The following is a 25,384-nucleotide window of genomic DNA, read 5'->3' as shown; positions in this document are numbered from 1 at the left end:
CCCGCGCCACCAACGAAGGCTTTGGTCCACCGTCATGCGGCTAGCGCATATGGCTGGCCCTTGAACATCCCCTTCATCTGGCGCAGACAGCCGTGAATTGCGGACGCTGAATAGGCGTTTTCCTCCGTGCCCGCCGGGTTCCGCCGGGTGACGTTTCGGTTTAGGGTTGACGTTCATCACTACAACACGCTGAGGAGACACCACCATGCGTTCATCCGCCCTGGGTGCTCAAGTCGCTGCGGCCGGTGCGTCGTTGCCGGGGATGCTGTCGGGCGGATCGTCGCCGCCAGCCGCTTCAGAGTCAGCCAGCAGCCCACGCGGTGGCGGGCTGAGCGTCGCGATGCGGCTCTGGGGTGCCGTGGGTGTGGTGATCCTGGCGCTGGTGCTGCTGATGGCCTTCACCACCTGGCGCAACAGCCGTACGCAGGCGGAAGCCTCGGCCGTGATCGGTGCGCTGGATGCCAAGCAGGACGCGGCCCAGTTGTGGTCCTCCCTCACCACCGGCGCGGTGCTGCGGGTGCAGGCCTCGCTGATCAGCAACGACCCGCTGGTCAACGACACCTTCAAGGCCGACATCACGGCCGCGGTGGAGCGCATCACCAAGGTTCAGAAAGACATCCAGGCCATGGCCCTCACGGACGAGGACAAGGCGCTGATGGCCAAAATTGCGGAGCTGAGAAAGACGGTGACCGCCGCGTCAGCCAAGGCCACCGAGCTGAAGACAGCCGGCAATCTGGACGCCGCCCGGGAGCAGGTCAAGAGCCAGTTCAATCCCGCCGTCACTGCGTATCTCGGCGCCCTCAACGACTTCGTGGCCCTCCAGGACAAACTCAAGGCCGACGAACAGCAGGTGCTCAATGCCCAGCGCAGCAGCGCCGTCACCATCGCCTGGAGCGTCACCGTGCTGATCGTGCTCTTGCTGCTGGTGGGGGCGGCGTGGCTGGTCAAGTCGATCCAGTCGCCGCTGCAACTGGCCCTGCAGCTGACGCAGCGCATCGCCGAGGGCGACCTGACCGCCCGGGCCACCAGCCACAGCCGAGACGAATTCGGTCAGCTGCTGCAGGCGCTGGACCGCATGGCCACCGAACTGCGGCGGTTGGTCAGCGAGGTGCGCCATGGGGTGGATTCGGTGTCGACTGCCTCCGGTGAAATCGCGACCGGCAACCACGACCTGAGTGCCCGCACCGAACAGACCGCTTCCAACCTGCAGCAGACGGCCAGCTCAATGGAGCAGCTGACCGCCACCGTCACCCAGTCCGCCGATACCGCCCGACAGGCCACCCAGCTGGCCAGTTCGGCCGCCGAGGCCGCTCAGCGCGGCGGTACGGTGGTGACCCAGGTGACGGACAACATGAACGAGATCACCGCCAGCTCACGCAAGATCTCCGACATCATCGGCGTGATTGACGGCATCGCCTTCCAGACCAACATCCTGGCGCTCAATGCCGCCGTGGAAGCCGCGCGGGCCGGGGAGCAGGGCCGCGGCTTTGCGGTCGTCGCCGGGGAGGTCCGAACGCTGGCGCAGCGCAGCGCGGAAGCCGCCAAGGAGATCAAGGCCCTGATCAACGCCAGCGTCGAGCGGGTGGAGGTGGGCGCTGAGCTGGTCGCCCAGAGCGGCGCGGTGATGCAGGACATTGTCGGCAGCGTGCGGCGGGTGAGCGACCTGATCGGCGAGATCTCCGCCGCGTCGACCGAGCAGCGGGACGGCATCGGGCTGGTGAACCAGGCGGTGACCCAGCTGGACCAGATGACCCAGCAAAACGCGGCGCTGGTGGAAGAGTCGGCAGCTGCAGCCCAGTCGATGCGGGAACAGGCGCACCGGTTGATGGAGGTGGTGGGCCGCTTCAATGTGGGCAGTGGAGAACATTTCGCGTCGACGGCGAAGGCGCAAGGTCGACCACCGGAGAAGCCGATGGCTACGTCGTTGGCGGCGCGGTCGACGGGCTTGTCAACAGGCGCATCCACATCCTCATCCACAGGGTCAGGCACAGGGTTATCCACAGCCCGGACTTCGGCATCGGCAGGTCAACCGGCGAAGACGTCGGCCCCGCGGATGTCAAAGGCTCCGTCGGCCAAGGGGGGCACCAGCACCACGGCCGCCCACCGGCCGACCGGATCGTCCAGCGCGGCGGCTGGCACAAAAGGGCCCTCTGCTCAGGCCACCCGGGCCACTTCAGCAGCGTCGCCGCCGCCGGCACCGGCGCCTCGCAAACCGGCCGCCGATGACGACGCGTCGGGCGACTGGGAAACCTTCTGAGCGTTGGACGGGGGTAGCGCTCGGGGGAGCGGACCGGCCGGCGAGTTAACGGCCGGTAAATTCTGCTGCCCTTGGGGATTCGCCCTGAAGGGCTGTCACGGAGCGACGGGCACAATCCAGGACACCGCGCGCCGGAGTTTCGGAGCGCAATCGATTGCCACTCTCTCCTACGCCCATGTTCACTTCCTTCACCCGTCACGTCGCCGCGCTCACGCTGCTGGCCGCCAGTTGCAGCCAGGCTTTCGGCTATGGCGCCGTCGGCCACAACACGGTGGGCGACATCGCCGACCAGCTGATCCAGGGCCACCGGGCCGCGGCAGAGGTCAAACGCATTCTGGGTCCGGTGTCCCTGCGTGACATCGCGGTCTGGGATGACTGCGTCAAGGGCATCGACGTCTACAAGGACTTCCAGTACACGTCGACCGGCCGGTTCCCCGAATGTGCAGTCTTCGAGAATCCGTCGGAAGAGGCGCTCATGCGCGCTTACGTCCAGCGCAACAATGAGCAGTGCAAGCCCAAGCCGGGTGAAGAGAGCTGCCACAAGCAGTATCACTACTCGAATGTGGCCATCCAGCGTGGCCACTATGAAGCCGGTGCGGTGGGCACCAGCGACCATGACCTGGTGCCAGCCCTGAAGTCCGCCATCCAGGTGCTGCGCGGCGGCCAGGCCAATCCGCCGACCGATCTCACCGAGCGCGAAGCGCTGGCCCTGGTGGCTCACACCCTGGGCGACATGCATCAGCCCCTGCACATGGGCTCCATCTACCTGGATGCCGACGGCAAGGTCTACGACCCGGACAAGCAGGGCGCCGACCCGCAAACCCACACCGTGGGCGCCAACGCCATCACCCTGCCGCGTCCGGACGGCACGCCCGGCGGCAACCTGCACAGCTACTGGGACGGACTGCCGAACCGCCTGACCGCAGCGCAGCTGGCCGCGCTGCCGGAACAGGCCCGTCGCGTCACACCGACCGGCGGATCACCGGACCGCTGGGTCGACCTGTGGGCGAGCGAGTCCTTGCAGGAGGCTCAGCTGGCGTTCGACGGCATGCGTTTCGGCCCGCGCCAGCAGACGCCGCGTGGTCCCCGTTGGGCCGCCACGCCGCCGACCGACTACGACGCCCGCAGCATCGAACAGGTGCGACTGGAGCTGATCAAGGGCGGCGCGCGACTGGCGCAGCTTCTGATGAGCATCTGGCCGGACAAGCCCTGATCCGGTCGGCAGACCTTCGGCTCCGCATCGCGCTCAGCGGTGTTCGGCCGCTCAGTCGCCTGGCCTGAACCACGCCCCGCTCGCCGGGGCTTTTTTTCGTCCCCAATGGGCGAAAACCGCTGAGATCGCGGTGCATGAACTTGTGGACAGAAGTCTCACAACCGCTGGTTTATCCACAGGCGGGACCGTCCCGTCGAAGTTGTTGCCGAACCATCCCGCCGTCATCCCTGACTCCGCCCACACGGTTCAGAGCAGCGTAAGTCGTTGAATTGATTCGGTCTTCTCCGGTTATCCACAGAAACGGTCGACCTCTATTACTGCAACTAAGGAGATATACAACACAAGAGAGTAATGAAAACCGAGCGTGTCACACTCTCGGGATGTCTGCTTTTCCCTCCTCCCTGTTCACGGCGTCGGCGAGCTTCGAGTCCGCCTGTCACATCGACGCCCTGCCTGAGAGCCATCGCAGCCGCCGGTTGCATGGCCACAGTTATCTCGCCACCGTTCGCGCCGAATTGCCGGCCGGCTGGGCGCCTTTCCCGGGCGGTGAAGTCCACGCGCTGCGGGACTGCCTGGAGCGCTGCATCGCGCCGCTGGACCACGCGCTGTTGAACGATCACATCGCGCAACCCACCGACGAGAACATCGCCCGGTGGATTCGCCAACGCCTGGTCACCGAGTTCGGCGTACCGGGCATCAGCCAGGTCGGCATCCAGAGCACCACCCACTGCGGCGTCGACCTCGACGCGCAGGGGCAGGCCCATGTCTGGCGCCGCTACCGCTTCCAGGCCGCCCATCAGCTGCCCAATGTGCCGATGGGCCATAAGTGCGGTCGCATGCACGGGCATGGCTTTGAACTGATCCTCCATGCGAACCAGGACCTCGGTGAGCGTGACCTCAGCATCGACTACGACCGCCTCGACGAGATCTGGGCGCCGTTCCACGCGCTGCTGAACTACCAGTGCCTCAATGAGATCGAAGGTCTGTCCAACCCCACCAGCGAGATCATTTCCTCCTGGCTGTGGGCCCGCATCAAGCCGCAGCTGCCGGAGCTGAGCTGGGTGACCGTCTACGAGACTGGCTCCAGCGGCGCCAACTTCGACGGCGAACGCTACCGGATCTGGAAGGAATTCACCCTGGACAGCGCGGTGAAGCTGCGCCGTGCGCCGGGGGACCATCCGCTGGCCGGCATCCATGGCCATACCTTCACCCTGCGGCTGCACCTGAGCGCGCTGCTGGATGAGGTCTACGGCTGGGCGATGGACTTCGGTGACGTCAAGCGGCTGTTCGATCCGATCTTCAAGTCGCTGGATCACCATCCCCTGCATGAGATTCCGGGTCTGGCGGATACCGACACCGCCACCCTGGCCGCATGGATCCTGGAGCAGTCGCGGGCGCAGTTGCCGCCGCTGGAACGGGTCGACCTCTACGAGACGCGCGGCAGTGGCGCCATCGTCAGCCTTGTGCCCTTCGAGGAGCTGATTCCGGTATGACCTACGCCGTCAAGGAAATGTTCTACACCCTGCAAGGGGAGGGTGCCCAGGCCGGTCGTGCCGCCGTGTTCTGCCGCTTTGCCGGATGCAACCTGTGGTCGGGCCGGGAGCAGGACCGTGCCGAAGCGGTCTGCACCTTCTGCGACACCGATTTCGTGGGCACTGACGGTCAGGGCGGCGGCAAGTTCGCCACGGCGGAGCTGCTGGCCGATGCCATCGCTGCCAAATGGCCCCAGGGGCCGGAAGGTCAGGCGGGGCGCCCGTATGTCGTCTGTACCGGCGGCGAGCCGCTGTTGCAGCTGGACGCGCCGCTGATCGACGCCCTGCATGCCCGCGGCTTTGAAGTGGCCGTGGAGACCAACGGCACCCAGCCCGCGCCTGAAGGGCTGGACTGGATCTGCGTCAGCCCCAAAGCGGATGCGGAACTCGTGCTGACCCGCGGCCATGAGCTCAAACTGGTTTATCCCCAGCCGCTGGCCCAGCCGGAGCGTTTCGCGCATCTGGCCTTCGACAACTTCTTCCTGCAGCCGCTGGATTCGGTCCTGCAGAAGCAGCACATGAAGGCCGCCGTGGCCTATTGCATGGACCATCCGCAGTGGCGTTTGTCGATCCAGATGCACAAGGTGGTGGGCATCGACTGAAAGCCGTCGACCTGTCAAGCCAACAAGGCTGTGGAAAAGTTTCTGGCAACTGCCCGCTTATCCACAGCTCAGCGGCGATCAGGCCAACTGTTGTCGGTTCATGCAAGTGCAAACAAGGGCTCCGCGCACAGCATTTGTCCCGTCACAAGTGGTTGATTCGAATGGTGTTTCGCCACTTGTCCACAGAAAGTGGCTCCCTCTACTAAGACAACCAGAGAGATATATAAAACTTTGATGTTGAAAAGAGAGGCGAGAACTTTCCTTCGGGCGTTGCAACAACGCCGGTCCGGCCCCACCTTCGGTTGAAGCTGGGCGGCCGGACCTGCACACTGCGAAGCCATGGACATCGCCCTTTTGCAGCAGCGCCTGCGGACCTTTGCCGCGGAGCGCAGCTGGGACCCCTACCTCACGCCCAAGAACCTGGCCATGGCGCTGGTGGTGGAGGCCGCCGAGCTGGGAGAAATCTTCCAGTGGAAGACCCCGGAGGAATCGATGGCTCTGGACGAAGCGACCCGGGTGCATCTGGGCGAAGAGATCTCGGATGTGTTGATGTACCTGCTGCAGATTGCCGACCGCAGTGGCGTCGACGTGGCACAGGCCGTGGAGCGAAAGATCCGGCTCAACGCCCTGAAGTACCCGGTTCCGCCGGCACCCGCCGGGAGTTCCAGTGTCGATTCCAAGGGCCCGGCCGCCCACCTCTGACCATTTCCCTCCCGCTGCCCACGCCCGCCCGTTCATTCCGCCCGACATGAATCGAACCATCGCCGTCATCGACTTCGAAACCACCGGACATTCGCCGCAAGGTGGGGGCCGCGCCACGGAGATCGCTGCGGTGCTGCTCAAGGACGGGGAAATCGTCGGCCACTACCAGAGCCTGATGAACACCGGTGCCTGGATCCCGCCGATGATCGAGCGGCTCACCGGCATCAGCAACGAGATGGTGGAAGACGCGCCCGATGCCGCATTGGTGATGCGGGAAGTTGCGGCTTTCACCCACGGATGCGGCTTCGTGGCGCACAATGCGTCCTTCGACCGGGGTTTCTGGATGGCGGAGCTGACGCGGGCGGATGAGACGCTGGTGTCCAAATACACGCCGGAGTTCGTCTGTACCGTGAAGATGGCTCGCCGGCTCTACCCCGAATCTCCCAACTGCAAGCTCGGCACGCTGGCCCGCTACCACCAGCTGCCGGACAACGGCCGTGCCCACCGGGCGCTGGCCGATGCCATGACCACCGCGCAACTGGTGCAGCGCATGCAGCGTGACATCGCCGCGGAACTCGCCGAGTCGCTCGGCGAACTGAATGTCGAACATGAGCTGCTGCTGCGATTGCAAGCGGTGGCGCGGCCCATGTGGACCAAGGCGGTGACGGGCTATGTGCGCGACATGAGGCGACATCAGCAGGTGTCGCTGGTGGACTGAGCCGGTATTGAACGTTGGAGGCGCGCGCCTTGCCCTGAGCGTGTCACCACAACCCTCGCGCTGATCTGCTGATGAACACCGCTTCGGTGACCATCAAAATGCAGGTCAGCAAATCATTTACTGTCAAGATGCCTGTTTCGCCTCATAGGCTGGGACAATCTTGCGCTTTCCCCGATTTGCGTTTGTTCTCAGGTATGTCGAGTATTCAGGTTCGCCCGGCCACGTTGCGTGATGCCAAGGCCATCGCCCAGATCCAGGTTGCCTCTGCGCAGGACGCTTACAAGGACTTCTGGCCCGATGCAGCCTTGAATGGTTTGTCCGTGGCTCAGCGTCAAGCGTATTGGCGCGAGGCCATCAACATGTGCGAGCCGCAAGTGCTGGTCGCGCATCTGGACAATGAAGTGATGGGTTTTGTCGGTTTCGATCGCTCGCGTGACAAGGGTACGCCCTCCACGACGGGTGAGATCTGGGCCATGTACGCCGCTCCTGCCCATTGGGACAAGGGCGTCGGACAGGCGCTGGTCGAAGCCGCGCAGGAAGGTCTGCAGGAAGAGGGCTGCACGCGAGTGACGCTCTGGACCTACAAGAACAACACCCGCGCCATTCGTTTCTTCGAGATCGCCGGCTTCCGCCCCGAAGCGGACAGCGTCAAGGCGGTCGACGTCGAAGGCAAGCCACTGGAGCAGATGCGTCTGCATCGTTCGCTCATCTGAGCGGTTCCCGTCACGCGTTCCCTTCCCTCAGCGAGCCCTTGCTGCACCCTCACGGGTTCAGCCGGGCTCGCTTTCAACTTTGGTAGTTCCCCGTGCTGGCCAAGCTCACTTCGAAGAATCAACTGACGCTGCCCAAGAGCGTCACGGACAGCCTCGGCCCGGTGCAGTACTTCGAGGTGCAGGTGCAGTCCGGCCAGGTGGTGCTGACACCTGTGCGCATCCAGCGTGGCGACGCGGTGCGCGCCAAGCTGGCGGAGCTGGATCTCGGTGACGACGTGTTGGCACAGGCGCTGAGCTGGGCGGTGGACGGACCGGGCCCGTCGCGCGCGGCGCGCAAGCCTGCGAAGGCGCTGAAAGCTGTGAAAGCGGCGAAGCTTGCGAAGCCGGAAGCCAAGGCCGGGATCAAGAAAGCTGTGAAGGCGGTCGACGTGGCGCCGGTTGAGAAGCCGTCCAGGACTGCGAAGGCGGCCCTGGCTGCCAAGACCGTGGGCGCTTCCAGCGGGGCGACTGGTGCCACCGGTCCGAACGCAGGCAAGGCCCCCCGGTCGACCGGATCGGCTCAGGCGGCGAAAGCCGTCAAAGCGGTGAAGACCATCGGCGGGAAGACCACCGCCGCGCGCGCCCCGGTCAGCCAGTCGCGCAGGCGTTCTGCCGCATGAGTCGTTCGCGTCCGTCTTCCGCCGTTCGTGTGGTGCTGGACCCGGCGCTTGTGCTGCGCGCCCTGCTGCGGTCCGACGACAGCTCCCGGCAACTGCGACGGGCCTGGCAGCAAGGCGTCATCCGTCCGCTGCTCAGTGCGGAGAGCGCAGCGCAGCTGATGCGTGCGCTGGCCTATCCGCCGCTGCGCCTGTCAACAGACGAGCGCGAAGAGCTGCTCGCCGACTATCTGCCCTATGTCGAGGCAGTGCGCACCGAGGGGATGACCCGCGCCGCGGCGCATGGCTTGGATCCCGCTCGCCTGCCGTTGCTGCAGCTCGCCCGTCAGGGTGAGGCACGCTGGATCATCACCGGGTGCCAGGACTTGCTCGCCTGGTCGAAGGGTTCCGCCCGGGGGCCGCGGGAACTGCGCGAACTCTGCACGGTCGTGGACGTTTCATCGTGGTACCGGGTGTTGACCCCAAGCCAACGCGCACAGCTGCTTTGCTAAATTCCGCGCTCGCTTATGAGCAGCAGTTTCCAGAATCGAATTCCCAGCAACATGTGGCGCGTGGTGTTCTATGAACGCCGCGGCAACCGTATTCACGTCGACCGCACCGGCCCCTGGCTGCCGGAAAAACGCCTGGCGACGCACTGGGCGAACTGGTTCCGTGAGCGGGGTTATCACGTGGCCCTGCAGGATCAGACGGGCGAGCTGGAAAAGATCAACCCGGGCCTGCCGAGCTGATCCTTCTGAACGGCGCCTCGTCACCCTGCGCCGCCTCATGCGGTGTCGCCTCACGCCGCTTCGCGGTACCCCTGACGCTCCAGCGCCCATCCGTCCGTTGCCGCCGCGCCGTGGCTCTGCACATGCATCGTGCTCAGACGCTTGCTGGCAGCACGCTGCACCAGCTGCTCCGCCTGCTGTGCGGTGAGGCGCATGGCAAAGCGCGTCCAGCGCTTTTGCAGCAGCGGATCTCGCCACGCATCTTCCAGGGCCCAGCGGATGGCCATCGGATCGCTCAGCGACTGTGACGGCAGCACCCGCGGCACCAGAGCCATCACGAAGCGTGCGAAATCGGCACGGGCCTCATCGCTCAGCAGCGCTTCCAGGCGGTGCAGACGATGGCTCCAGCCCGGCGTGGCCAGCTGACGGGTCACCAGCGCCTGCAGCGCCTGGATCGGGTTGAAGAGACGCAGGCGGTTGGGCGGCAACACCAGCATGGGCAGCTGCGCGGCCAGATCGTGCGGCACCTCCGACACATAACTGGTGAGCACGGCCATACGTTCCCAAGCGGCAGCATCCAGCCCACCGGCCATGGTCATCGGACCCTGACGCAGGCTCTGCGCCATCGCCCAGGCCTGCTGCCAGCTGCGATCGGCCTTGGCGGTGTTGGCGGCCCGGCTGATGACGGCGAGATTGCCGGCGGCATAACCTGCGTCATTGCGGACGCGGTCGACGCTGCGCTGATGCGGATCCTGCGGCTGGTCATTCAGCGGCTGACGGCTGATCGGGCAGTGGGTGGTGTCGAGCTGCTGCAGGTAGTTGGGCGTGACCAGCAGCGTCTCGAACTGCCGACCGCGCTCCCAGGCATGCAGACGCAGCGACAACCACAGCTGGGTATGGCGGTGGGTGCGCAGCGTGCGGCCGCCAAAGGTGGCGCGGCCCAGCTGCCAGCCCTGATGCAGCGGCGACTGGTTGAAGAGTTGCTCCACCGGCGGGGTCAGCCCATGGTGGGCATAGTCCCAGCCGAGCTCGAATCCCAGACGTTCATGGCTGGAGCGTGCTGTGGTGGGCGCCAGGCCCTCGGTCGCCATCGGCAACGGCAACTGCTGGACCGAGGTGTCATGCTGGGGTCGTTGAACGGTAGCAACCATGGGACGCTCCTTGAAAGGGTCAGGGTTCAGGCTTGCATCCAGTGTGGAGGACAGGTAGCTCATAGAATGAGCCACCTGGATCACTTTCCCAAAAATCTTCAGATATTTAGGGGCTGACCCGACGCCATCCCGACGCCTCTTCGGAGGCGCCGAACGCAAGGAGTTGTCTGTGGACCGTACCGAGCGCTTCTACAAGATCGAAATGCTGATCCGCAGCCGCGGCTGCGTCAGCTTTGCGGAACTGCGGGAGGCGCTGGAGGTGTCACCCGCCACGCTGAAGCGGGACCTGCAATACCTGCGGGAGCGGATGGATGCCCCGATCGAATACGACCCGGCGGAGAACGGCTACCGCTTCGGCGAGCAGTGGCGCGGGCAACGGCACGAACTCCCCGGTGTCTGGTTCAGCGAAAAAGAGCTGCATGCGCTGCTGACCATGCATCAGCTGATGGCCAGCCTGGACGACAACGGCCTGCTCAATCGCCACCTGCAGCCGATGCTGGACAAGCTGCTGGGCATGCTGGGCGGGGAAGGGCAGCAGGCGCAGGAAATGACCCGGCGCATCAAGCTGATCTCCACCGCCAGGCGCCGGGTGGCGTCCGAGCATTTCGAGACGGTCGGCAGCGCGGTGGTGAAGCGCCAGCGGCTGCGCATCCGGTATCGCAAGCGCGGGGCGGGGGGCGGCGCGGTGAGCGAGCGGGAGGTCTCCCCGCAGCGCTTGGTGCACTACCGCAACACCTGGTACCTGGACGCTTGGTGTCACGGCAGCCAGGGCATGCGCCGGTTCGCGCTGGATGCAATGGAGCAGGCCGAACCGGTGGAAGGCGCGGCGCTGCACAGCCTGCCGCTGCCGCAGCTGGAAGAGGAACTGGACCAGGGCTACGGCATCTTTGCGGGCGGGGACCCGCAATGGGCCACGCTGATCTTCAGTGACAGCGCTGCTCCGTGGGTGGCCAGCGAAGAATGGCATCCATCCCAGCGCAGCGAGTTCCTGCCGGATGGGCGCTGGCGTCTGGAAATCCCGTTTGTCGATGCCACCGAACTGCTGATGGATCTGCTGCGGCATGCCGGGCAGGTGGAGGTGGTGTCGCCACCGACGCTCAAGGATGCGTATGCGCAGCGGCTGCGCAGCGCGGTGGCGGCGCTGGACGCCTGAGCGTGCAGCCGCTTGAGTTTGAGCTTGAATTTGAGCCCGATCGCCGCGGCTGACTGCCTGGCGGGTCAGCCGCCCGTGGCGTCCTTGCTTGCGTCCTTGGTTGCGCCCGTGGACACGGCAGATGGGGTAGCGGCCGCTGCCGCGTCCTCTGCAGCCTGCTCGGCGGCATATTTCGCCAGGCGCTCGCTCTTCCAATAGACGTCATCGCCGCCCTTGCCGTCCAGATTGGCGCGGTTGAGCACCCGGGCCAGAACGAACAGCAGATCGGACAGACGGTTCAGGTAGTGGCGAGGCGCCGGGTTGATCGTCTCCTGCTGGGCCAGGGTCACGACCGCACGTTCCGCACGGCGGGCCACCGTTCGGCAGACATGCGCCAGCGCGGCGCTGCGAGTGCCTGCGGGCAGGATGAATTCCGCCAGGCGGGGCAGGGTGGCGTTGTAGTCGGCCAGGGCCTGATCCAGGTGCAGCACGGCGCCGTCCTTCAGCAGGCTGTAGCCGGGCATGCACAGCTCCCCACCGAGGTTGAACAGCTCATGCTGCACGATCACCAGCAGCTCCCGCACATCCTCGGGCAGTGGTTCGGCCAGCAGCACGCCAATCTGGGAATTCAGTTCGTCGACGTCCCCCATGGCCTGCACACGCAGATGGTCCTTGGGAACACGGGTGCCGTCGCCGAGGCCAGTGGTGCCGTCGTCGCCGGTGCGGGTGGCAATTTGAGAGAGTCGGTTGGCCATGGATGCGTCTGCGTCAGAGGCTGCAAAGCCCGCCATCTTGCCGCAGAACGCAAGGCCTCGCTCAGTGTCGGCGACCGGTTCGGTGGAACAGGGGTCGCTGGCCCAGGGAAGGCGGCGCCGCAGGCCTCAGGGGCCGGTGGAAGCCCTCCGCCAGACCGGTGGGTCCTGGCTGCCCTGGCAAGGCGCTGGGCCGGTGCCTGTGCATCCGTAGCGAAGGGGCTGGCGCGTGGCCATGGCTTTGGGCGTGGCCGTGGGCGGGCGGATGAGTGGCCGGGGCGCCCGGGCTGCGCGGTTGGGGCAGAGAGACCGTGGCACTGAGGCGGTCTTTGGCGTCGTCGGCGCCGGTCAGATGGCGCCATTGATCGATCCACCAGACGCGCAGCCAGTCGAAGCGCAGCGAGGCCAGCAGGGACAAGGCCAGCAGGACGAAGAAGATCGTCCAGACCACGTCGGCGGACATCCACAGCGTCTGCGCTGACGATCCGGTCAGGGTGCCGGGGGGCAGGGAGGCGGTGACAGAGGAGGTAACGGAGGAGGACATGAGGGAACTCCTTTCGCGATAGCCGTGATGTAGATGCTGTCACTCCTGGCGCACCATGACAAGCGTCGGGTTGATCACGGGCCGGTGCAGCGCTGCAGGCTTCCTACAATGGTCCGTCCGGCCCGTCCGGTCGAGCAGCCGCAGGAGAGTCCGATGAATGCGCCGCATGCGTTTGACGCGCCCCAAGACCCATGGGCGACGCTGACCCGTCGACCGGTGCCCGCCGCCATGCGCGAGGCCTTGAAGGCCCGTTTTGGCAGCCGCTGCAGCGAGGCCCTGGCCCTGCGTGAGCAACACGGGCGCGATGAATCTCCGTTGGACGTCGACCCGCCGGATGTGGTGGTCTTCGCCGAAAGTAAGGAGGACATTGCGGCCGTCCTGGCGCTTGCCCATGTCTATCAGGTGCCCGTCATTCCCTACGGCGCTGGCACGTCCCTGGAAGGCCATCTGCTGGCGGTGCAGGGCGGTGTGAGCCTGGATGTCTCGCGGATGAACCGCATCCTCGAGATCCACGCCGACGACCTGACGGTGACCGTGCAGGCCGGCGTCACCCGCCATCAGCTCAATGCCGAGTTGCGGCACCTCGGTCTGTTCTTTCCGATCGATCCTGGCGCGGATGCGTCGCTGGGCGGCATGGCCGCCACACGGGCCAGCGGCACCAATGCGGTTCGCTACGGCACGATGCGCGAGAACGTGCTGGGTCTGACCGTCGTGACGGCGCAGGGGGACCTGATCCGCACCGGCACGCGTGCGCGCAAGAGCAGCGCGGGTTATGACCTCACGCGCCTGTATGTCGGCAGTGAAGGCACGCTAGGCGTCATTGCGGAGGTGACGCTGCGGCTGTATCCGCTCCCTGAGGCCGTGTCCGCTGCGGTCTGTTCCTTCCCCAGTATTGACGCGGCGGTGCGCACCACCATTGCCATCATCCAGATGGGCGTGCCGATCGCGCGATGCGAGCTGCTCGATGCTCATGCGGTACGGGCGGTGAATCGCCATGACCGCTTGTCCCTGCCCGAATCGCCGATGCTCCTGATGGAGTTCCACGGCTCGCCAGCCGGCGTGCAGGAGCAGGCCACCACGGTGCAGGAACTGGCCCGGGAGCTGGGCGGCACCGATTTTGAATGGGCGACCACACCGGAGGACCGCACGCGCTTGTGGACCGCCCGCCACCACGCCTATCTGTCTGCGCTGCAGATGCGTCCGGGCTGCCGCTGTGTCACCACCGACACCTGCGTGCCGATCTCACGGCTGGCGGAATCCATCCAGGCGTCGGTGGACGAGGTGGAAGCCAGCGGCCTGCCGTATTTCATCGTGGGCCATGTGGGCGACGGCAACTTCCACATGGGCTACCTCATCGACCCGGCGCAACCGGCAGAACGTGCCGTGGCGGAGCGCTTGAGCGCACAGATGGTGGCGCGTGCCCTGAAGCTGGAGGGCACCTGCACCGGCGAACACGGCATCGGCCTGCACAAGCAGGCCTTCCTGCTGGAAGAGGCCGGGGCCGGTGCCGTGTCGCAGATGCAGGCCCTGAAGCGGGCGCTGGATCCTCACAACATCATGAACCCCGGCAAGATCTTCGCACTCGACTGAACCGTCGCGTCAATGCTGGGGCGCCGGCACGCTCCAGCGGCGGGTCACATCGCCGCGACCATTGACGCTTTCCAGGTGCACGCCGAAGCCCCAGAGGCGCGCCACATGCTTGAGCACCTCCTGGGCTTCATCATGCAGCGGCCGGTCCAGATGCTGGGTGTGCCGCAGCGTCAGCGACCGGTCGCCCCGCAGATTCACATTCCACACCTGGATGTTGGGTTCGCGGGTCGACAGGTCGTATTGGCGTGACAGCGCCTGCCGCACATGTTGATAACCCGACTCGTCGTGGATGGCGGAGATCTCGTATTCCGACTGCTTTTCGTCGTCGAGGATGGAGAAGAGGCGGAAATCCCGCATCAGCTTGGGGCTGAGGTACTGGGCGATGAAACTCTCATCCTTGAAGTTGCGCATGGCGTGGTCCAGCGTGGGCAGCCAGTCGGTGCCGGCGATGCTGGGGAACCATTCGCGGTCTTCCGGCGTGGGCTGCTCGCAGATGCGTTTGAGGTCGGTGTACATCGCAAACCCCAGCGCATAAGGGTTGATCTGCGACATCGGCGGCTGTGCCACCACGTTGGTGTGGGACTTCAGCCATTCGATCATCATGCCGTCGGACAGATAGCCGTCGTCATACATGGTGTTGAGCAGGCGGTGATGCCAGAAGGTGGCCCAGCCTTCGTTCATCACCTGGGTCTGGCGCTGGGGATAGAAGTACTGCGCAATCTTGCGGACGATGCGCACGATCTCCCGCTGCCAGGGTTCCAGCAGCGGCGCATTCTTTTCGATGAAGTACAGCAGGTTCTCCTGCGGCTCATCCGGGAAGCGGCGCTTTTCTTCAGCCTTCGCTTCATCTTCCTGCCGGCGGGGCAGGGTGCGCCAGAGGTCGTTCACCTGCCGCTGCGCATAGGCTTCGCGGTCCTTGCGCATCGCCTGTTCCTGGGCGAGCGACAGCTTGGCCGGACGGCGGTAGCGGTCGACGCCGTGGTTCATCAGCGCGTGGCAGGAATCCAGCGTGGCTTCCACCGCATCCAGGCCGTGCCGCTGCTCGCAGTCCGCCACATAGTTCTTGGCGTAGACCAGGTAATCGATGATGGACGACGCATCGGTCCACATCCGGAACAGGTAGTTGTTCTTGAAGAAGCTGTTGTGGCCGTAACAGGCATGGGCAATTACCAGTGCCTGCATGGCCAGCGTGTTCTCCTCCATCAGGTAGGCGATGCACGGGTCGGAGTTGATGACGATCTCATAGGCCAGGCCCATCTGGCCGCGCTTGTAATGGCGCTCGGTGGAGATGAATTCCTTGCCATAGCTCCAGTGGCGGTAATTCACCGGCATGCCGACGGAGGCATAGGCATCCATCATCTGCTCGGCGGTGATCACCTCCAGCTGGTTGGGGTAGGTGTCCAGCCCATAACGCTCCGCGGTCTGGCGGATGACGTCGTGATACTGCTCGATGAGCTCGAAGGTCCAGTCGCTGGGCGAGGGCAGCGGCTGCTCGGGGCGCCGCACCAGGGGTTTCATCCGGGCCAGCGGCGGCTTGCTGCGCCGCCCGCCATATTCTGCCTCGCTGAGACCGGCACTCACCATCCGTCGGTTCTCGATGCTGCTCATGGAATCATCCTCCAGGGGCCGGGTCGTCGGGTTTGCTTGCGTCGTGGGGACAGGGGCCGTCATGCGCTGACCCCCTCCTTCTTGAAGAGATCCCGGAAGACCGGGTAGATCTGCGACACCTCCACCGCCTTGCGCATGGCGAAGTGGGGGTCTTCCTCGGCCAGCCGGGCGTATTCCTCCCAGAGGTTCTGCTCGGCCTCGGCGACCTGCACATAGGCGTAATAGCGGCACAGCGGCAGGATCTTGTCCGCCAGCAATTCGCGGCAGCGGCCGCTGTCGTGATGCCAGTTGTCTCCGTCGCTCGCCTGGGCGCCGTAGATGTTCCATTCGTTGGCCGGATACCGGGCGCGGATGATTTCCTCCATCAGCACCAGGGCCGAAGACACCACCGTGCCGCCAGTCTCGGTCGCGTGGAAGAAGTTCTGCTCATCCACCTCCTGGGCCTGGGTATGGTGGCGGATGAAGACCACGTCGATCTTTTCGTAGTGGCGGGTGAGGAAGAGATACAGCAGGATGAAAAAGCGCTTGGCCAGGTCCTTGCGGCTTTCATCCATTGAGCCGGAAACGTCCATCAGGCAGAACATCACCGCACGGGTGGTGGGCTGTGGCACCTTGACCCGATTGCGGAACCGCAGGTCGATCGGATCGAGAAACGGAATGGCCGCGATGCGCTGGCGCAGCAGCAGGATGCGGGCCTCGGTTTCGGCGAGCAGCGCCTTCACATCGGGCTTGGTCGCGTCTTCCAGCTTCAGGGTTTCCAGCCGCGCTTCCAGCTCATGCAGCTCGCGCCGCTTTTCCATGCCCAGGGCGATGCGCCGGCCCAGGGCGCCGCGCATGGATCGCACCACATGGAGATTGGTGGGTGTGCCGTCGGTGACGTAACCGGCGCGCACCGTCTTGTATTCCGGCGTTTCGGCGAGTGTGGTGCGGGCGAGATTGGGCAAGGCCAGGTCCTCGAAGAAGACCTGCATGAATTCCTCTTTGCTCAGGTGAAAGACGAAGTCGTCCTCGCCTTCGCCGGAATCACTGGCCTGCCCACCGCCCTGGCCCTGTCCACCGCCTTGCGGCTTCGGGACCCGGTCTCCCTTGATGTGTTCCGTATTGCCGGGTCGCACCACTTCGCGGGTGCCCCCGTCTCCGTGGCTGAACACGGGTTCCTTCAGATCGCGTTTGGGGATGTGCACATCTTCCCCGCGCTCCATATCCCGAATGCCGCGCTGGTCGACGGCCCGACGCACGGCATCGCGGATCTGGTCGCGATAACGGCGCAGGAAACGTTCCCGATTCCCGATCGATTTGTTCTTTCCCGAAAGCCGTCTGTCGATGATCTGTTGCAGTGCCATAAACAACCTTTGGAAGGACTCTCACCGCACAAGCTACGTCACCCAGCCACTCCCCACCTCATGAGCCGCAGTGGGCGGCGCCTTGCGCCCGCCCCCCTCCAGCGGCGCCCAGGGAACTGGCTCTGCCAGGCCCTCGGGCGCGCCCCCTGGGGGGCTCGCGAAGCGAGTAGGGGGGGGTCAACTACTCTTCCTTACGCGGAGGTACCACTCGCAGAGCAGGCGCACCTGCTTCGGTGTGTAGCCCTTGTCCACCATACGCTGCACGAAGTTCTCATGCTTCTTCGCTTCGTCCGCGCTGGCCTTGGCGTTGAAGCTGATCACCGGCAGCAGTTCCTCGGTGTTGGAGAACATCTTCTTCTCGATCACCGTGCGCAGCTTTTCATAGCTGGTCCACGCCGGGTTCTTGCCCGAGTTGTTGGCGCGGGCCCGCAGGACGAAGTTGACGATCTCGTTGCGGAAATCCTTCGGATTGCTGATGCCTGCGGGCTTCTCGATCTTCTCGAGCTCCGCATTCAGGGCCGAGCGATCAAACACTTCACCGGTGTCGGTGTCCCGATATTCCTGGTCCTGGATCCAGTAATCCGCATAGGTCACATAGCGGTCGAAGATGTTCTGGCCGTATTCGCTGTAGCTCTCCAGATAGGCGGTCTGGATCTCCTTGCCGATGAACTCGGCATACCGCGGCGCCAGCACTTCCTTGATGAAGCCGATGAACTTCTGCTCGGCGTCCTGCGTGAACTGCTCGCGTTCGATCTGCTGCTCCAGCACATACATCAGGTGCACCGGATTGGCGGCCACTTCGGTGGAATCGAAGTTGAAGACCTTGGAGAGGATCTTGTAGGCAAACCGTGTGGAGATGCCGGCCATGCCTTCATCCACGCCGGCGTAATCACGGTATTCCTGAAGCGACTTGGCCTTGGGATCGGTGTCCTTGAGGTTGTCGCCGTCGTAGATCTGCATCTTGCTGAAGATGCTGGAGTTCTCCGGTTCCTTCAGCCGCGTCAGCACCGCAAACTGCGCCATCATCTTCAGCGTGCCCGGTGCGCACTTGGCTTCGGCCAGGGACGAGTTGCGGATCAGCTTCTCGTAGATCTTCACTTCCTCGCTCACGCGCAGGCAGTAAGGCACCTTGACGATGTAGATCCGGTCCAGGAAGGCTTCGTTGTTCTTGTTGTTGCGGAAGCTCTTCCACTCACTTTCATTGCTGTGGGCCAGCACGATGCCGTCAAAAGGAATCGCACCAAAGCCTTCCGTCCCCTTGAAGTTGCCTTCCTGGGTGGCAGTCAGCAGCGGGTGAAGCACCTTGATCGGTGCCTTGAACATTTCCACGAATTCCAGCAGGCCCTGGTTGGCCAGGCACAAACCGCCGGAATAGCTGTAGGCATCGGGATCGTCCTGGGCATAGGTCTCCAGCTTGCGGATGTCGACCTTGCCCACCAGTGAGCTGATGTCCTGGTTGTTTTCGTCCCCCGGCTCGGTCTTGGCCACCCCAATCTGCTTGAGCACACTGGGGTGACGCTTGACCACCTTGAACTTGCGGATGTCGCCGCCGAATTCATCCAGGCGCTTGACCGCCCAGGGGCTGAGGATGCGGTTGAGGTAACGGCGCGGGATGCCGTATTCACGTTCCAGCAGCGGGCCATCCTCGACCGGGTCGAAGAGTCCGAGTGGCGATTCATTGACCGGAGAGTCCTTCAACGCATAGAAGGGCACATGCTCCATGAGTTGCTTGAGCCGCTCGGCGATGGAGCTCTTGCCACCGCCCACCGGGCCCAGCAGATAAAGGATCTGCTTCTTTTCTTCGAGGCCCTGCGCGGCATGCCGGAAGTAGCTCACCACCTGCTCGATGGCGTCTTCCATGCCGAAGAATTCGGCGAAGGCCGGGTAGATCTTGATGACCTTGTTCTGGAAGATGCGGGACAGACGCGGGTCGTTGCGTGTGTCCATCATCTGCGGCTCACCGATGGCCTTGAGCATGCGCTCGGCAGCGGTGGCGTAAGCGAGTGGATTGCGTTTGCACTCCTGGAGGTATTCCTCCAGCGTGAGCTCTTCGACCTTGCCTCGTTCGTATCGTGCCGCGAAATGGCTGATCACATCCATGCTGACCTCCAACAGTTAGTCGTTTGGGAGGCGAGGCGTAGCCCGGCAGGGCCCGCATCGTCCAGGAAGTTCTGGCGACGTCCGTGACTCAAGGCGTCATCAGAGCTTTCCGAGCTCAGCGTGGAACCAACAATCTCAACGAATCAAGCGAGCATCAACATGCGTGCTTCAACACTACCTCAAAGCAGCCTACCGTCACAGCAGATTTCCTTGTGGGTTCTACGGTAGGGCAAACAGGCACCCCATGCTGGACCAAAGCCTCATGAGCTGCTGCATGCATCGCATGAAGCCTGTGCTGACGATGAGGCTTTGTCCGGTTGATGCTACGCCCATCAGCGACGATCTGCGATAGCAACAGGTGACCCCACACCTACAACGGCGTGCATTCTTCCCCGTTGACCGGGGGGGGTTGGGGTATTTCCCGGGTCAGTCAGCGCCGTTGGATCCGCGCAGCTTTTGCAGCAAGCCGTTCAACTCATCGAGTGAACCAAAGCTGATGGCCACCTCGCCCTGCTCGCCCCGTTTCGTCTTCTTTTTGACGCGGATTTCCACCTGGGCGGTGAGCAGATCCGACAGCTCTTCCTCCAGGCGGAGGACATCGCGGCTCTTGTCGCTCTTGACGCGCAGCAAGGGCGCTTGCCGACCGGCAGAGGCCTGCTGGCGTTGCACCAGCTTCTCGGCTTCGCGCACGCTGAGCTTCTTCGCAGCGATCTCTGTGGCGCTGGTGATCTGATGCGCGCCGTCCAGCGAGAGCAGGGCGCGGGCATGGCCCATGTCCAGGTCGCCGGCCATCAGCATGTTCTGCACCGGATCGGCCAGGTTCAGGAGGCGCAGCAGGTTGCTGGCCGCGCTGCGGGAGCGTCCAACGGCTTGCGCCGCCTGCTCATGGGTGAGCCCGAACTCTTCCACCAGGCGGCGCAGGCCCTGCGCTTCTTCCAGCGGGTTGAGGTCTTCACGCTGGATGTTCTCGATCAGCGCCATGGCGGCGGCGGACTCATCCGGCACCGCCTTCACCAGCACCGGCACCTCGGCCAGGCCCGCCAGCTTGGCGGCGCGGAAACGCCGTTCACCGGCGATGATTTCATAACGCACCGCGCCGCTGGGCGTGATCGGCCGCACCAGGATCGGTTGCATGATCCCTTGCGCTTTGATGCTTTCGGCCAGCTCGTAGAGCGAGCCTTCATCCATGCGGGTGCGCGGCTGATACTTGCCGGCCTGCATCTGGGTCAGGGGCAGTATTCCGGGTTCGCCCTCGCGCACGGCGGGAGCATCACTGACTTTCGGCCCGAGCAGGGCCTCGAGGCCCATACCGAGGCCCTTGGGTTTCTTGGTCACCATGGGGCGCGATTGTCCGCGATCCGATGGAGCAGGGCACGGCCCTCGGGCCACTCTCCCAGGCCGCTGGCCGTATTCAGGTGACCCAGGGGGCCCGCAATGACCACTTCGGAGCCCCAGTCCGCGGCCATCTCGGTGGCACGTTCGAGGCTGCAGTAGGGGTCGTTGGTGCTGACCACCATCACGCTGGGAAAGGGCAGGCGGCTGCGGCGGATCGGCTTCCAGTTGTGCAGCTGAGGGGGCATGTCGTCCCGTTCGGTATCCGGCGGGGCCACGATCAGCGCGCCCGCCACGCGACGCGTGTGCTGCGAATGCTTGGCCCATGAGGCCACCAGTTGGCAGCCCAGGCTGTGGGCCACCAGCAGCGCGGGTTGGGTGTCCAGGCGAGTGTCTTGCTGCAGGACCTCGTCCAGCCGGGCCATCCAGTCTCCGCGCCGGGGCCATGACCAGTCCGCCTGTTCCACCCGCTGATCTCCGTGACGGCGCTCCCACAGGCTCTGCCAGTGGTCCGGATCGGAGTTGAGCCAGCCGGGCAGCAGGAAGACCGGTCGCCCACCCGCCTCGCTGACACTGGCCTCTGAGCCGTCAGGTGTTGCGTGGGTGTGGAGATCGGTGTCGGGCGCGATGTCGGTCATCTATTGGCCTTATGCTTCGCGTTTTCTGAACAAGCAGCGGATTTTGCAGGAGCGGCGCGATGAAGTACGCGGTGTATGTGGACGGACAGGAAGGGACGACCGGCCTGCGCATCAATGAATATCTGGCGCTCCGCACGGACGTCGAAGTGCTGCGCATTGACGCGGACAAGCGCAAGGACGCCGCCGAGCGGGCGCGCCTGCTCAATGCCGCCGACGTCGCCTTCTTGTGCCTGCCCGATGCCGCCTCGCGCGAAGCGGCGGCCATGGTCACCAATCCCAGGACCTGCCTGATCGACGCCAGCACGGCCCACCGCACGGCGCCGGGGTGGGTGTTCGGTCTGCCGGAGCTGTCGGGCGGACAGCGCGATGCGATCCGATCCGTCAAGCGGATTGCCAACCCGGGCTGCCACGCCACGGCCTTCATTCTGGCGGTGCGCCCGCTGGTCGACGCGGGCTTGCTGCCCCCGACGGCGCATGTCACCGCGACCTCCATCACCGGATATTCCGGGGGGGGCAAGTCCATGATTGCGGAGTATGAAGCGGGCGGCAACGCCAAGCTGGCCTCGCCGCGCCCGTACGCGTTGGGGCTGGCTCACAAGCACATCCCCGAGATGATGGCGCATACCGGTCTGACGGTTCCGCCGGTCTTCATGCCCATCGTCGGCAACTTCTACAAGGGTCTGGGGGTCACGGTACCGCTGCATCTGAGCGACCTGCGTGCCGGCACCACGCCTGGCCAGGTGCGGGACGCACTGGCGGCACATTACGAAGGCGAGCGGTTCGTTCGCGTCATGCCGCTGCGGGATCCGGACACGATGGCGCACGGCTTCTTTGACGTCCAGGCGAACAACGACACCAACCATGTCGACCTGTTTGTCTTTGGCAATGAGCAGCAGATTCTGGTGATGGCCCGCCTGGACAACCTCGGCAAGGGCGCCAGCGGTGCGGCCGTGCAGTCGATGAACGTGCATCTGGGCGTGGACGAAACCACCGGTCTGGTGTGAGCACGGATCGGCTGTGGCGCCGGGACGAAGAGGTCCCGGCGGCCGTGCTGGAGGCCATCGAGCAGGCCGTGGTGCTACATGGCCGTCAGCAGACGCAGGGCAGCGATGCCCGTGACATTGCGGTGGCCTTGTACGAAAACGGTGAGCTGATCGCGGGCGGCTGGGGCCGGACCGAGTTCCAGCGCCTGTATGTGAGCTACCTGTGGGTCCGGGAGGACCAGCGGGGGCAGGGGCTGGGCGGCGACTGCCTGCGCCAGCTTGAAGCTCAGGCGCTGCGCCGGGGATGCGTGGATGCGCTGATCGAGACGCTTCTGGATGAAGTGTCCGATCTTCTGGAGCACCTCGGCTACGTCTGCATGGCCCATGTGCATGATTATGTGCCGGGCTTCACCCGCCACATCATGCTGAAGGTCTGGACCCCCCGGGGCTGAGCTCAGACGCCTTCCGGCCAGGTGCGGGGGTCGTCGCTGCGGTAGTGGTAGCGATAGGCGCGCTGGAAGCCCAGACCCGCATACAAGGCCTGCGCCGGGGCATTGTCGACGGCGACCTGCAGATAGGCCTCCAGGGCGCCCTGCCGCCGCGCCTCCAGCAGCAGTTCAGTGCAGAGGGTTCGCCCCCACCCCTGGCCGCGGTGCGCGGCAACGGTGACGATATCGAAAAGACCCGCCAAGGTGCCGTCCAGCGCGATTTGCCCATAGGCCAGGGGCTCGCCATTGGGTTGCTGCAAGCAGAAGGCCTGGTGGCGTACCGGCGCGGTTTTGAGACGCTCGGCGTGTCCCAGGATCTCTTCCTGGGACGATCCCCGCTGAGAGCCCACCAAGGTCGCGTACGCGTCCGCAGACATCGCTTGAAGCGTCGCGCCTGAGCTTGTCGGGACCAGGTGATCGAGGTGCGGAAGCACCTGGACATCCGTCGGATCAAAGGCTCTCCAGCCACGGGCGTCGAGCCAGTCGTCGAGTGCGGCCGGTTGGCTGAATGGGGTAATGCGAAAGAGAACCGGCAGCCCTGCCTGTTCGAAGCTCCTACGGCATCGGACGATCAAATCGTCCAGCGGCAACTCACCGGTACTGCCCAGCGCGTTGACGCAGCGCGAGCGTCGGGCCTTGCCTGGGGAGAGGCGGATCAACCAGCCGTCGACGCGTGTTTCACGTGGAGAAGCCGCGGCATGCAAGCCCGCCTCTTCGGCGCGCCTCGCAAGCGCACGCAGAGATTCAGGGGGCTGCGGCAGGGGGCTCACCGCATCGTCCCGACGCGTTTCACCATTTCCTTGGCGAAGTCGATGAAGGCCTGGGCGCCCTTGGATGCACTGTCGAACACAACGCCGGGCATGCCATAGCTGGGAGCCTCGGCCAGACGGACGTTGCGGGGGATGACGGTGTCGAACACCTTCTCGCCGAAGTGGGCCTTGAGCTGCTCACTGACCTGCTGCTGCAGGGTGATGCGGGGATCAAACATCACCCGCAGCAAGCCGATGATCTGCAGGTCTGCGTTGAGATTGGCGTGGATCTGTTTGATGGTGTTGACCAGGTCGGTCAGGCCTTCCAGCGCAAAGTACTCGCACTGCATGGGTACGACGACACCGTGCGCGGAGCACAGGCCGTTCAGTGTCAGCATGGAGAGCGACGGCGGGCAGTCGATGAGGATGAAGTCGTACTCTTTATCGACCGGGGCGAGCGCCGTCTTGAGGCGTTGCTCGCGGCGCTCGAGCTCCACCAGTTCCACTTCTGCGCCGGCGAGCTCCCGGTTGGCGCCGAGGACGTCGTACCCCGAGGCTTCGGCGCGCTGGCGTGCTTCTGCGACAGTGGTGGCTTCCAGCAGGACGTCATACACACTATGCGCCAACGCGCGTTTGTCGATGCCCGAGCCCATGGTGGCATTGCCCTGGGGATCCAGATCGACCACCAGCACGCGCTGGCCGATCTTCGCAAGACCGGCGGCCAGGTTCACAGTGGTGGTCGTTTTGCCAACACCACCTTTTTGATTTGCTACGCAAAAAATCTTGGCCATGGACGCGATCGGGGTCGGAGAGGGCAGGGCGGGAAGCTTAACCGCTGTTGTCGTCAAACGTCAGAGAAGAGCACCGGGCTTTGCGCGCTCTGCAGCGATGTGTGTCGCTGGCGCGTCGTTTGTTCAGGCGACGGGTAAGGTCGTTGGGCGCGCTGAGGGGCGGATCCAGAGCAGGCAGCGTTGGGCGTCGAGGCCGGGGACGGAGAGTTGTTCCACGTGAAACACCTCGCGGGTGGGGGCGCGGCGGTGGAGCTCGTCGAGCTCTTCGGTGGGGTGCTGGCCCTTCATTGCGGCCCAAACACCGACGTCCGGCTTGAGGTGCATCTGGCTCCAGTCCGTGAAGTCGGCAAGACTGGCGAAGGCGCGGGAGGTGATGACGTCGAAGGGTGCCGCCTTGAGTTGCTCGACGCGGGCGTGTTCGCCGTGGAGGTTGGGGAGACCCAACTCGGCGGCGACCTGAGCGATGAAGAAGGCCTTTTTACCAACGGCATCGACGCAGGTGACGTCGATGGTGGGATCCACAATGGCGATTACCACGCCCGGGAGACCGCCCCCACTTCCTACATCCATCAGGCGCAGGGGCTGGCCGGACGCATGGCGTTGCAGCGCCGGCAACAAACTGAGACTGTCGATCAGATGCTGAGTCAGCATCGCCGCAGGATCACGCACCGCCGTGAGGTTGTAGACCTTGTTCCATTTGCCCAGCAACGCAAGGTAGGCCATCAACTGGTCCAGTTGCGCATCACTCAGCGACAGCTGGAGGGCGAGGGCGGCGTCGGACAGTCGGGAACGGAGCGTAAGGTCGGTCATAAGCGGGTGAGGTGTTTGGGGCGTCTCTCGCCGGGGGCAAGGTGAGAAGGGTCTCGGTGACGGACAGCTCTAGTGGTGGGGTGGGAACGTCGCGCAATGCACCTGTCGAGCGTCGGGAAGGGACTTGGGGCCCCATTTCCTCCATGTCCCTCCTGTCCCGCTTCGCGGGCCATTCCTTCCTTGTATCTTCCCTCAAAACGGCTGGTCAGCTGTTGGTCAGTCTGGGCAGGCAGCCGCAGAATTGCAGGCAGGCTCATCAAGCCCGATTCCTCC

Annotated in this window: 25 protein-coding genes; 14 read left to right on the top strand and 11 right to left on the bottom strand. The window is 64.6% G+C overall.

The annotated features are described in order from the left end of the window. Nucleotides 1–205: 205 nt before the first annotated feature. The 10 genes from FHS28_RS20940 (at nucleotide 206) to FHS28_RS20895 (ending at nucleotide 9,121) form a co-directional block, all read left to right on the top strand. Nucleotides 206–2,257, top strand: coding sequence for a methyl-accepting chemotaxis protein (locus FHS28_RS20940; protein ID WP_246410423.1), 2,052 nt, complete (start codon nucleotides 206–208; stop codon nucleotides 2,255–2,257). A 175-nt stretch (nucleotides 2,258–2,432) separates the two neighbouring features. Continuing rightward, entirely contained in the window at nucleotides 2,433–3,470 is a 1,038-nt protein-coding gene (locus FHS28_RS20935; RefSeq protein WP_088453927.1) for a S1/P1 nuclease, read from the top strand. A gap of 380 nt (nucleotides 3,471–3,850) precedes the next feature. Then, entirely contained in the window at nucleotides 3,851–4,963 is a 1,113-nt protein-coding gene (locus tag FHS28_RS20930; protein ID WP_088453928.1) for a 6-pyruvoyl trahydropterin synthase family protein, read from the top strand. Continuing rightward, nucleotides 4,960–5,604, top strand: coding sequence for a 7-carboxy-7-deazaguanine synthase (queE, locus tag FHS28_RS20925; protein ID WP_088453929.1), 645 nt, complete (start codon nucleotides 4,960–4,962; stop codon nucleotides 5,602–5,604). The genes FHS28_RS20930 and queE overlap by 4 nt, the downstream gene beginning before the upstream one ends. Before the next feature lie 339 nt (nucleotides 5,605–5,943). Next, on the top strand, nucleotides 5,944–6,306 hold the full coding sequence (locus FHS28_RS20920; RefSeq protein WP_088453930.1) for a nucleotide pyrophosphohydrolase: 363 nt from the start codon (nucleotides 5,944–5,946) through the stop codon (nucleotides 6,304–6,306). Nucleotides 6,307–6,352: 46 nt separating this feature from the next. Beyond that, nucleotides 6,353–7,024: a 3'-5' exonuclease gene (locus FHS28_RS20915; protein ID WP_088453931.1), complete on the top strand. Its 672-nt coding sequence runs from the start codon at nucleotides 6,353–6,355 to the stop codon at nucleotides 7,022–7,024. A 71-nt stretch (nucleotides 7,025–7,095) separates the two neighbouring features. After that, nucleotides 7,096–7,737, top strand: a complete 642-nt coding sequence (locus tag FHS28_RS20910) for a GNAT family N-acetyltransferase (protein ID WP_310736839.1) — start codon at nucleotides 7,096–7,098, stop codon at nucleotides 7,735–7,737. A gap of 92 nt (nucleotides 7,738–7,829) precedes the next feature. Beyond that, on the top strand, nucleotides 7,830–8,396 hold the full coding sequence (locus tag FHS28_RS24350) for a hypothetical protein (protein WP_246410421.1): 567 nt from the start codon (nucleotides 7,830–7,832) through the stop codon (nucleotides 8,394–8,396). Then, on the top strand, nucleotides 8,393–8,884 hold the full coding sequence (locus FHS28_RS20900) for a PIN domain-containing protein (RefSeq protein ID WP_088453933.1): 492 nt from the start codon (nucleotides 8,393–8,395) through the stop codon (nucleotides 8,882–8,884). The genes FHS28_RS24350 and FHS28_RS20900 overlap by 4 nt, the downstream gene beginning before the upstream one ends. 15 nt (nucleotides 8,885–8,899) lie before the next feature. After that, entirely contained in the window at nucleotides 8,900–9,121 is a 222-nt protein-coding gene (locus FHS28_RS20895) for a hypothetical protein (RefSeq protein ID WP_088453934.1), read from the top strand. A 50-nt stretch (nucleotides 9,122–9,171) separates the two neighbouring features. On the opposite strand, the gene FHS28_RS20890 is transcribed toward FHS28_RS20895, so the two are convergent. Then, complete coding sequence (locus FHS28_RS20890; protein ID WP_184295332.1) at nucleotides 9,172–10,251, bottom strand: hypothetical protein; 1,080 nt, start codon at nucleotides 10,249–10,251, stop codon at nucleotides 9,172–9,174. A gap of 169 nt (nucleotides 10,252–10,420) precedes the next feature. On the opposite strand from FHS28_RS20890, the gene FHS28_RS20885 reads away from it, so the two are divergent. After that, on the top strand, nucleotides 10,421–11,404 hold the full coding sequence (locus tag FHS28_RS20885) for a helix-turn-helix transcriptional regulator (protein WP_088453936.1): 984 nt from the start codon (nucleotides 10,421–10,423) through the stop codon (nucleotides 11,402–11,404). A gap of 65 nt (nucleotides 11,405–11,469) precedes the next feature. Here FHS28_RS20885 and FHS28_RS20880 read toward each other — a convergent pair whose 3' ends face one another. Together FHS28_RS20880 and FHS28_RS20875 are read right to left on the bottom strand one after the other, a co-directional pair. Beyond that, nucleotides 11,470–12,138, bottom strand: a complete 669-nt coding sequence (locus FHS28_RS20880; protein ID WP_088453975.1) for a cob(I)yrinic acid a,c-diamide adenosyltransferase — start codon at nucleotides 12,136–12,138, stop codon at nucleotides 11,470–11,472. A 61-nt stretch (nucleotides 12,139–12,199) separates the two neighbouring features. Beyond that, the gene (locus tag FHS28_RS20875) at nucleotides 12,200–12,679 is read right to left on the bottom strand and encodes a hypothetical protein (protein ID WP_088453937.1); all 480 of its coding nucleotides are present in this window, start codon (nucleotides 12,677–12,679) and stop codon (nucleotides 12,200–12,202) included. 153 nt (nucleotides 12,680–12,832) lie between these two features. Between FHS28_RS20875 and FHS28_RS20870 the strand changes: the two genes are divergently transcribed. Beyond that, nucleotides 12,833–14,269, top strand: a complete 1,437-nt coding sequence (locus tag FHS28_RS20870) for an FAD-binding oxidoreductase (RefSeq protein ID WP_088453976.1) — start codon at nucleotides 12,833–12,835, stop codon at nucleotides 14,267–14,269. A 9-nt stretch (nucleotides 14,270–14,278) separates the two neighbouring features. Here the strand turns inward: FHS28_RS20870 and FHS28_RS20865 are convergent, their stop codons facing one another. The 5 genes from FHS28_RS20865 to FHS28_RS20845 all read right to left on the bottom strand — a co-directional run bounded on the left by FHS28_RS20865 (nucleotide 14,279) and on the right by FHS28_RS20845 (nucleotide 21,290). Next, the gene (locus FHS28_RS20865; RefSeq protein WP_088453938.1) at nucleotides 14,279–15,877 is read right to left on the bottom strand and encodes a SpoVR family protein; all 1,599 of its coding nucleotides are present in this window, start codon (nucleotides 15,875–15,877) and stop codon (nucleotides 14,279–14,281) included. A gap of 59 nt (nucleotides 15,878–15,936) precedes the next feature. Next, entirely contained in the window at nucleotides 15,937–17,220 is a 1,284-nt protein-coding gene (locus FHS28_RS20860; RefSeq protein WP_221194145.1) for a YeaH/YhbH family protein, read from the bottom strand. Between the two features lie 177 nt (nucleotides 17,221–17,397). After that, the gene (locus tag FHS28_RS20855; RefSeq protein WP_088453939.1) at nucleotides 17,398–19,320 is read right to left on the bottom strand and encodes a PrkA family serine protein kinase; all 1,923 of its coding nucleotides are present in this window, start codon (nucleotides 19,318–19,320) and stop codon (nucleotides 17,398–17,400) included. Between the two features lie 426 nt (nucleotides 19,321–19,746). Next, complete coding sequence (locus FHS28_RS20850; protein ID WP_088453940.1) at nucleotides 19,747–20,658, bottom strand: ParB/RepB/Spo0J family partition protein; 912 nt, start codon at nucleotides 20,656–20,658, stop codon at nucleotides 19,747–19,749. Then, complete coding sequence (locus FHS28_RS20845) at nucleotides 20,652–21,290, bottom strand: RBBP9/YdeN family alpha/beta hydrolase (RefSeq protein ID WP_088453941.1); 639 nt, start codon at nucleotides 21,288–21,290, stop codon at nucleotides 20,652–20,654. The genes FHS28_RS20850 and FHS28_RS20845 overlap by 7 nt, the downstream gene beginning before the upstream one ends. A 59-nt stretch (nucleotides 21,291–21,349) precedes the next feature. Here FHS28_RS20845 and argC point away from each other — a divergent pair, with 59 nt between their 5' ends. Both argC and FHS28_RS20835 read left to right on the top strand, forming a co-directional pair. Then, nucleotides 21,350–22,294: an N-acetyl-gamma-glutamyl-phosphate reductase gene (gene argC, locus FHS28_RS20840; protein ID WP_088453942.1), complete on the top strand. Its 945-nt coding sequence runs from the start codon at nucleotides 21,350–21,352 to the stop codon at nucleotides 22,292–22,294. Further along, complete coding sequence (locus FHS28_RS20835) at nucleotides 22,291–22,725, top strand: GNAT family N-acetyltransferase (protein WP_221194143.1); 435 nt, start codon at nucleotides 22,291–22,293, stop codon at nucleotides 22,723–22,725. The genes argC and FHS28_RS20835 overlap by 4 nt, the downstream gene beginning before the upstream one ends. A gap of 2 nt (nucleotides 22,726–22,727) precedes the next feature. On the opposite strand, the gene FHS28_RS20830 is transcribed toward FHS28_RS20835, so the two are convergent. From FHS28_RS20830 to rsmG, 3 genes are all read right to left on the bottom strand, one after another. Further along, complete coding sequence (locus FHS28_RS20830; protein ID WP_184295329.1) at nucleotides 22,728–23,465, bottom strand: GNAT family N-acetyltransferase; 738 nt, start codon at nucleotides 23,463–23,465, stop codon at nucleotides 22,728–22,730. Nucleotides 23,466–23,527: 62 nt separating this feature from the next. Further along, nucleotides 23,528–24,301 carry a ParA family protein gene (locus tag FHS28_RS20825; RefSeq protein WP_088453944.1) on the bottom strand — a complete coding sequence of 258 codons (774 nt, stop codon included), beginning with the start codon at nucleotides 24,299–24,301 and terminating at the stop codon, nucleotides 23,528–23,530. Nucleotides 24,302–24,424: 123 nt separating this feature from the next. Continuing rightward, nucleotides 24,425–25,111, bottom strand: a complete 687-nt coding sequence (gene rsmG / locus FHS28_RS20820) for a 16S rRNA (guanine(527)-N(7))-methyltransferase RsmG (protein ID WP_088453945.1) — start codon at nucleotides 25,109–25,111, stop codon at nucleotides 24,425–24,427. Between the last annotated feature and the right edge of the window lie 273 nt (nucleotides 25,112–25,384).

The sequence above is a fragment of the Roseateles terrae genome, assembly GCF_014192155.1.
GTDB classification, from domain to species: Bacteria; Pseudomonadota; Gammaproteobacteria; order Burkholderiales; family Burkholderiaceae_C; genus Roseateles; species Roseateles terrae.
The sequence above is the reverse complement of the archived record's forward strand: the minus strand, read 5'-3'. Positions and strand labels throughout refer to the sequence as shown.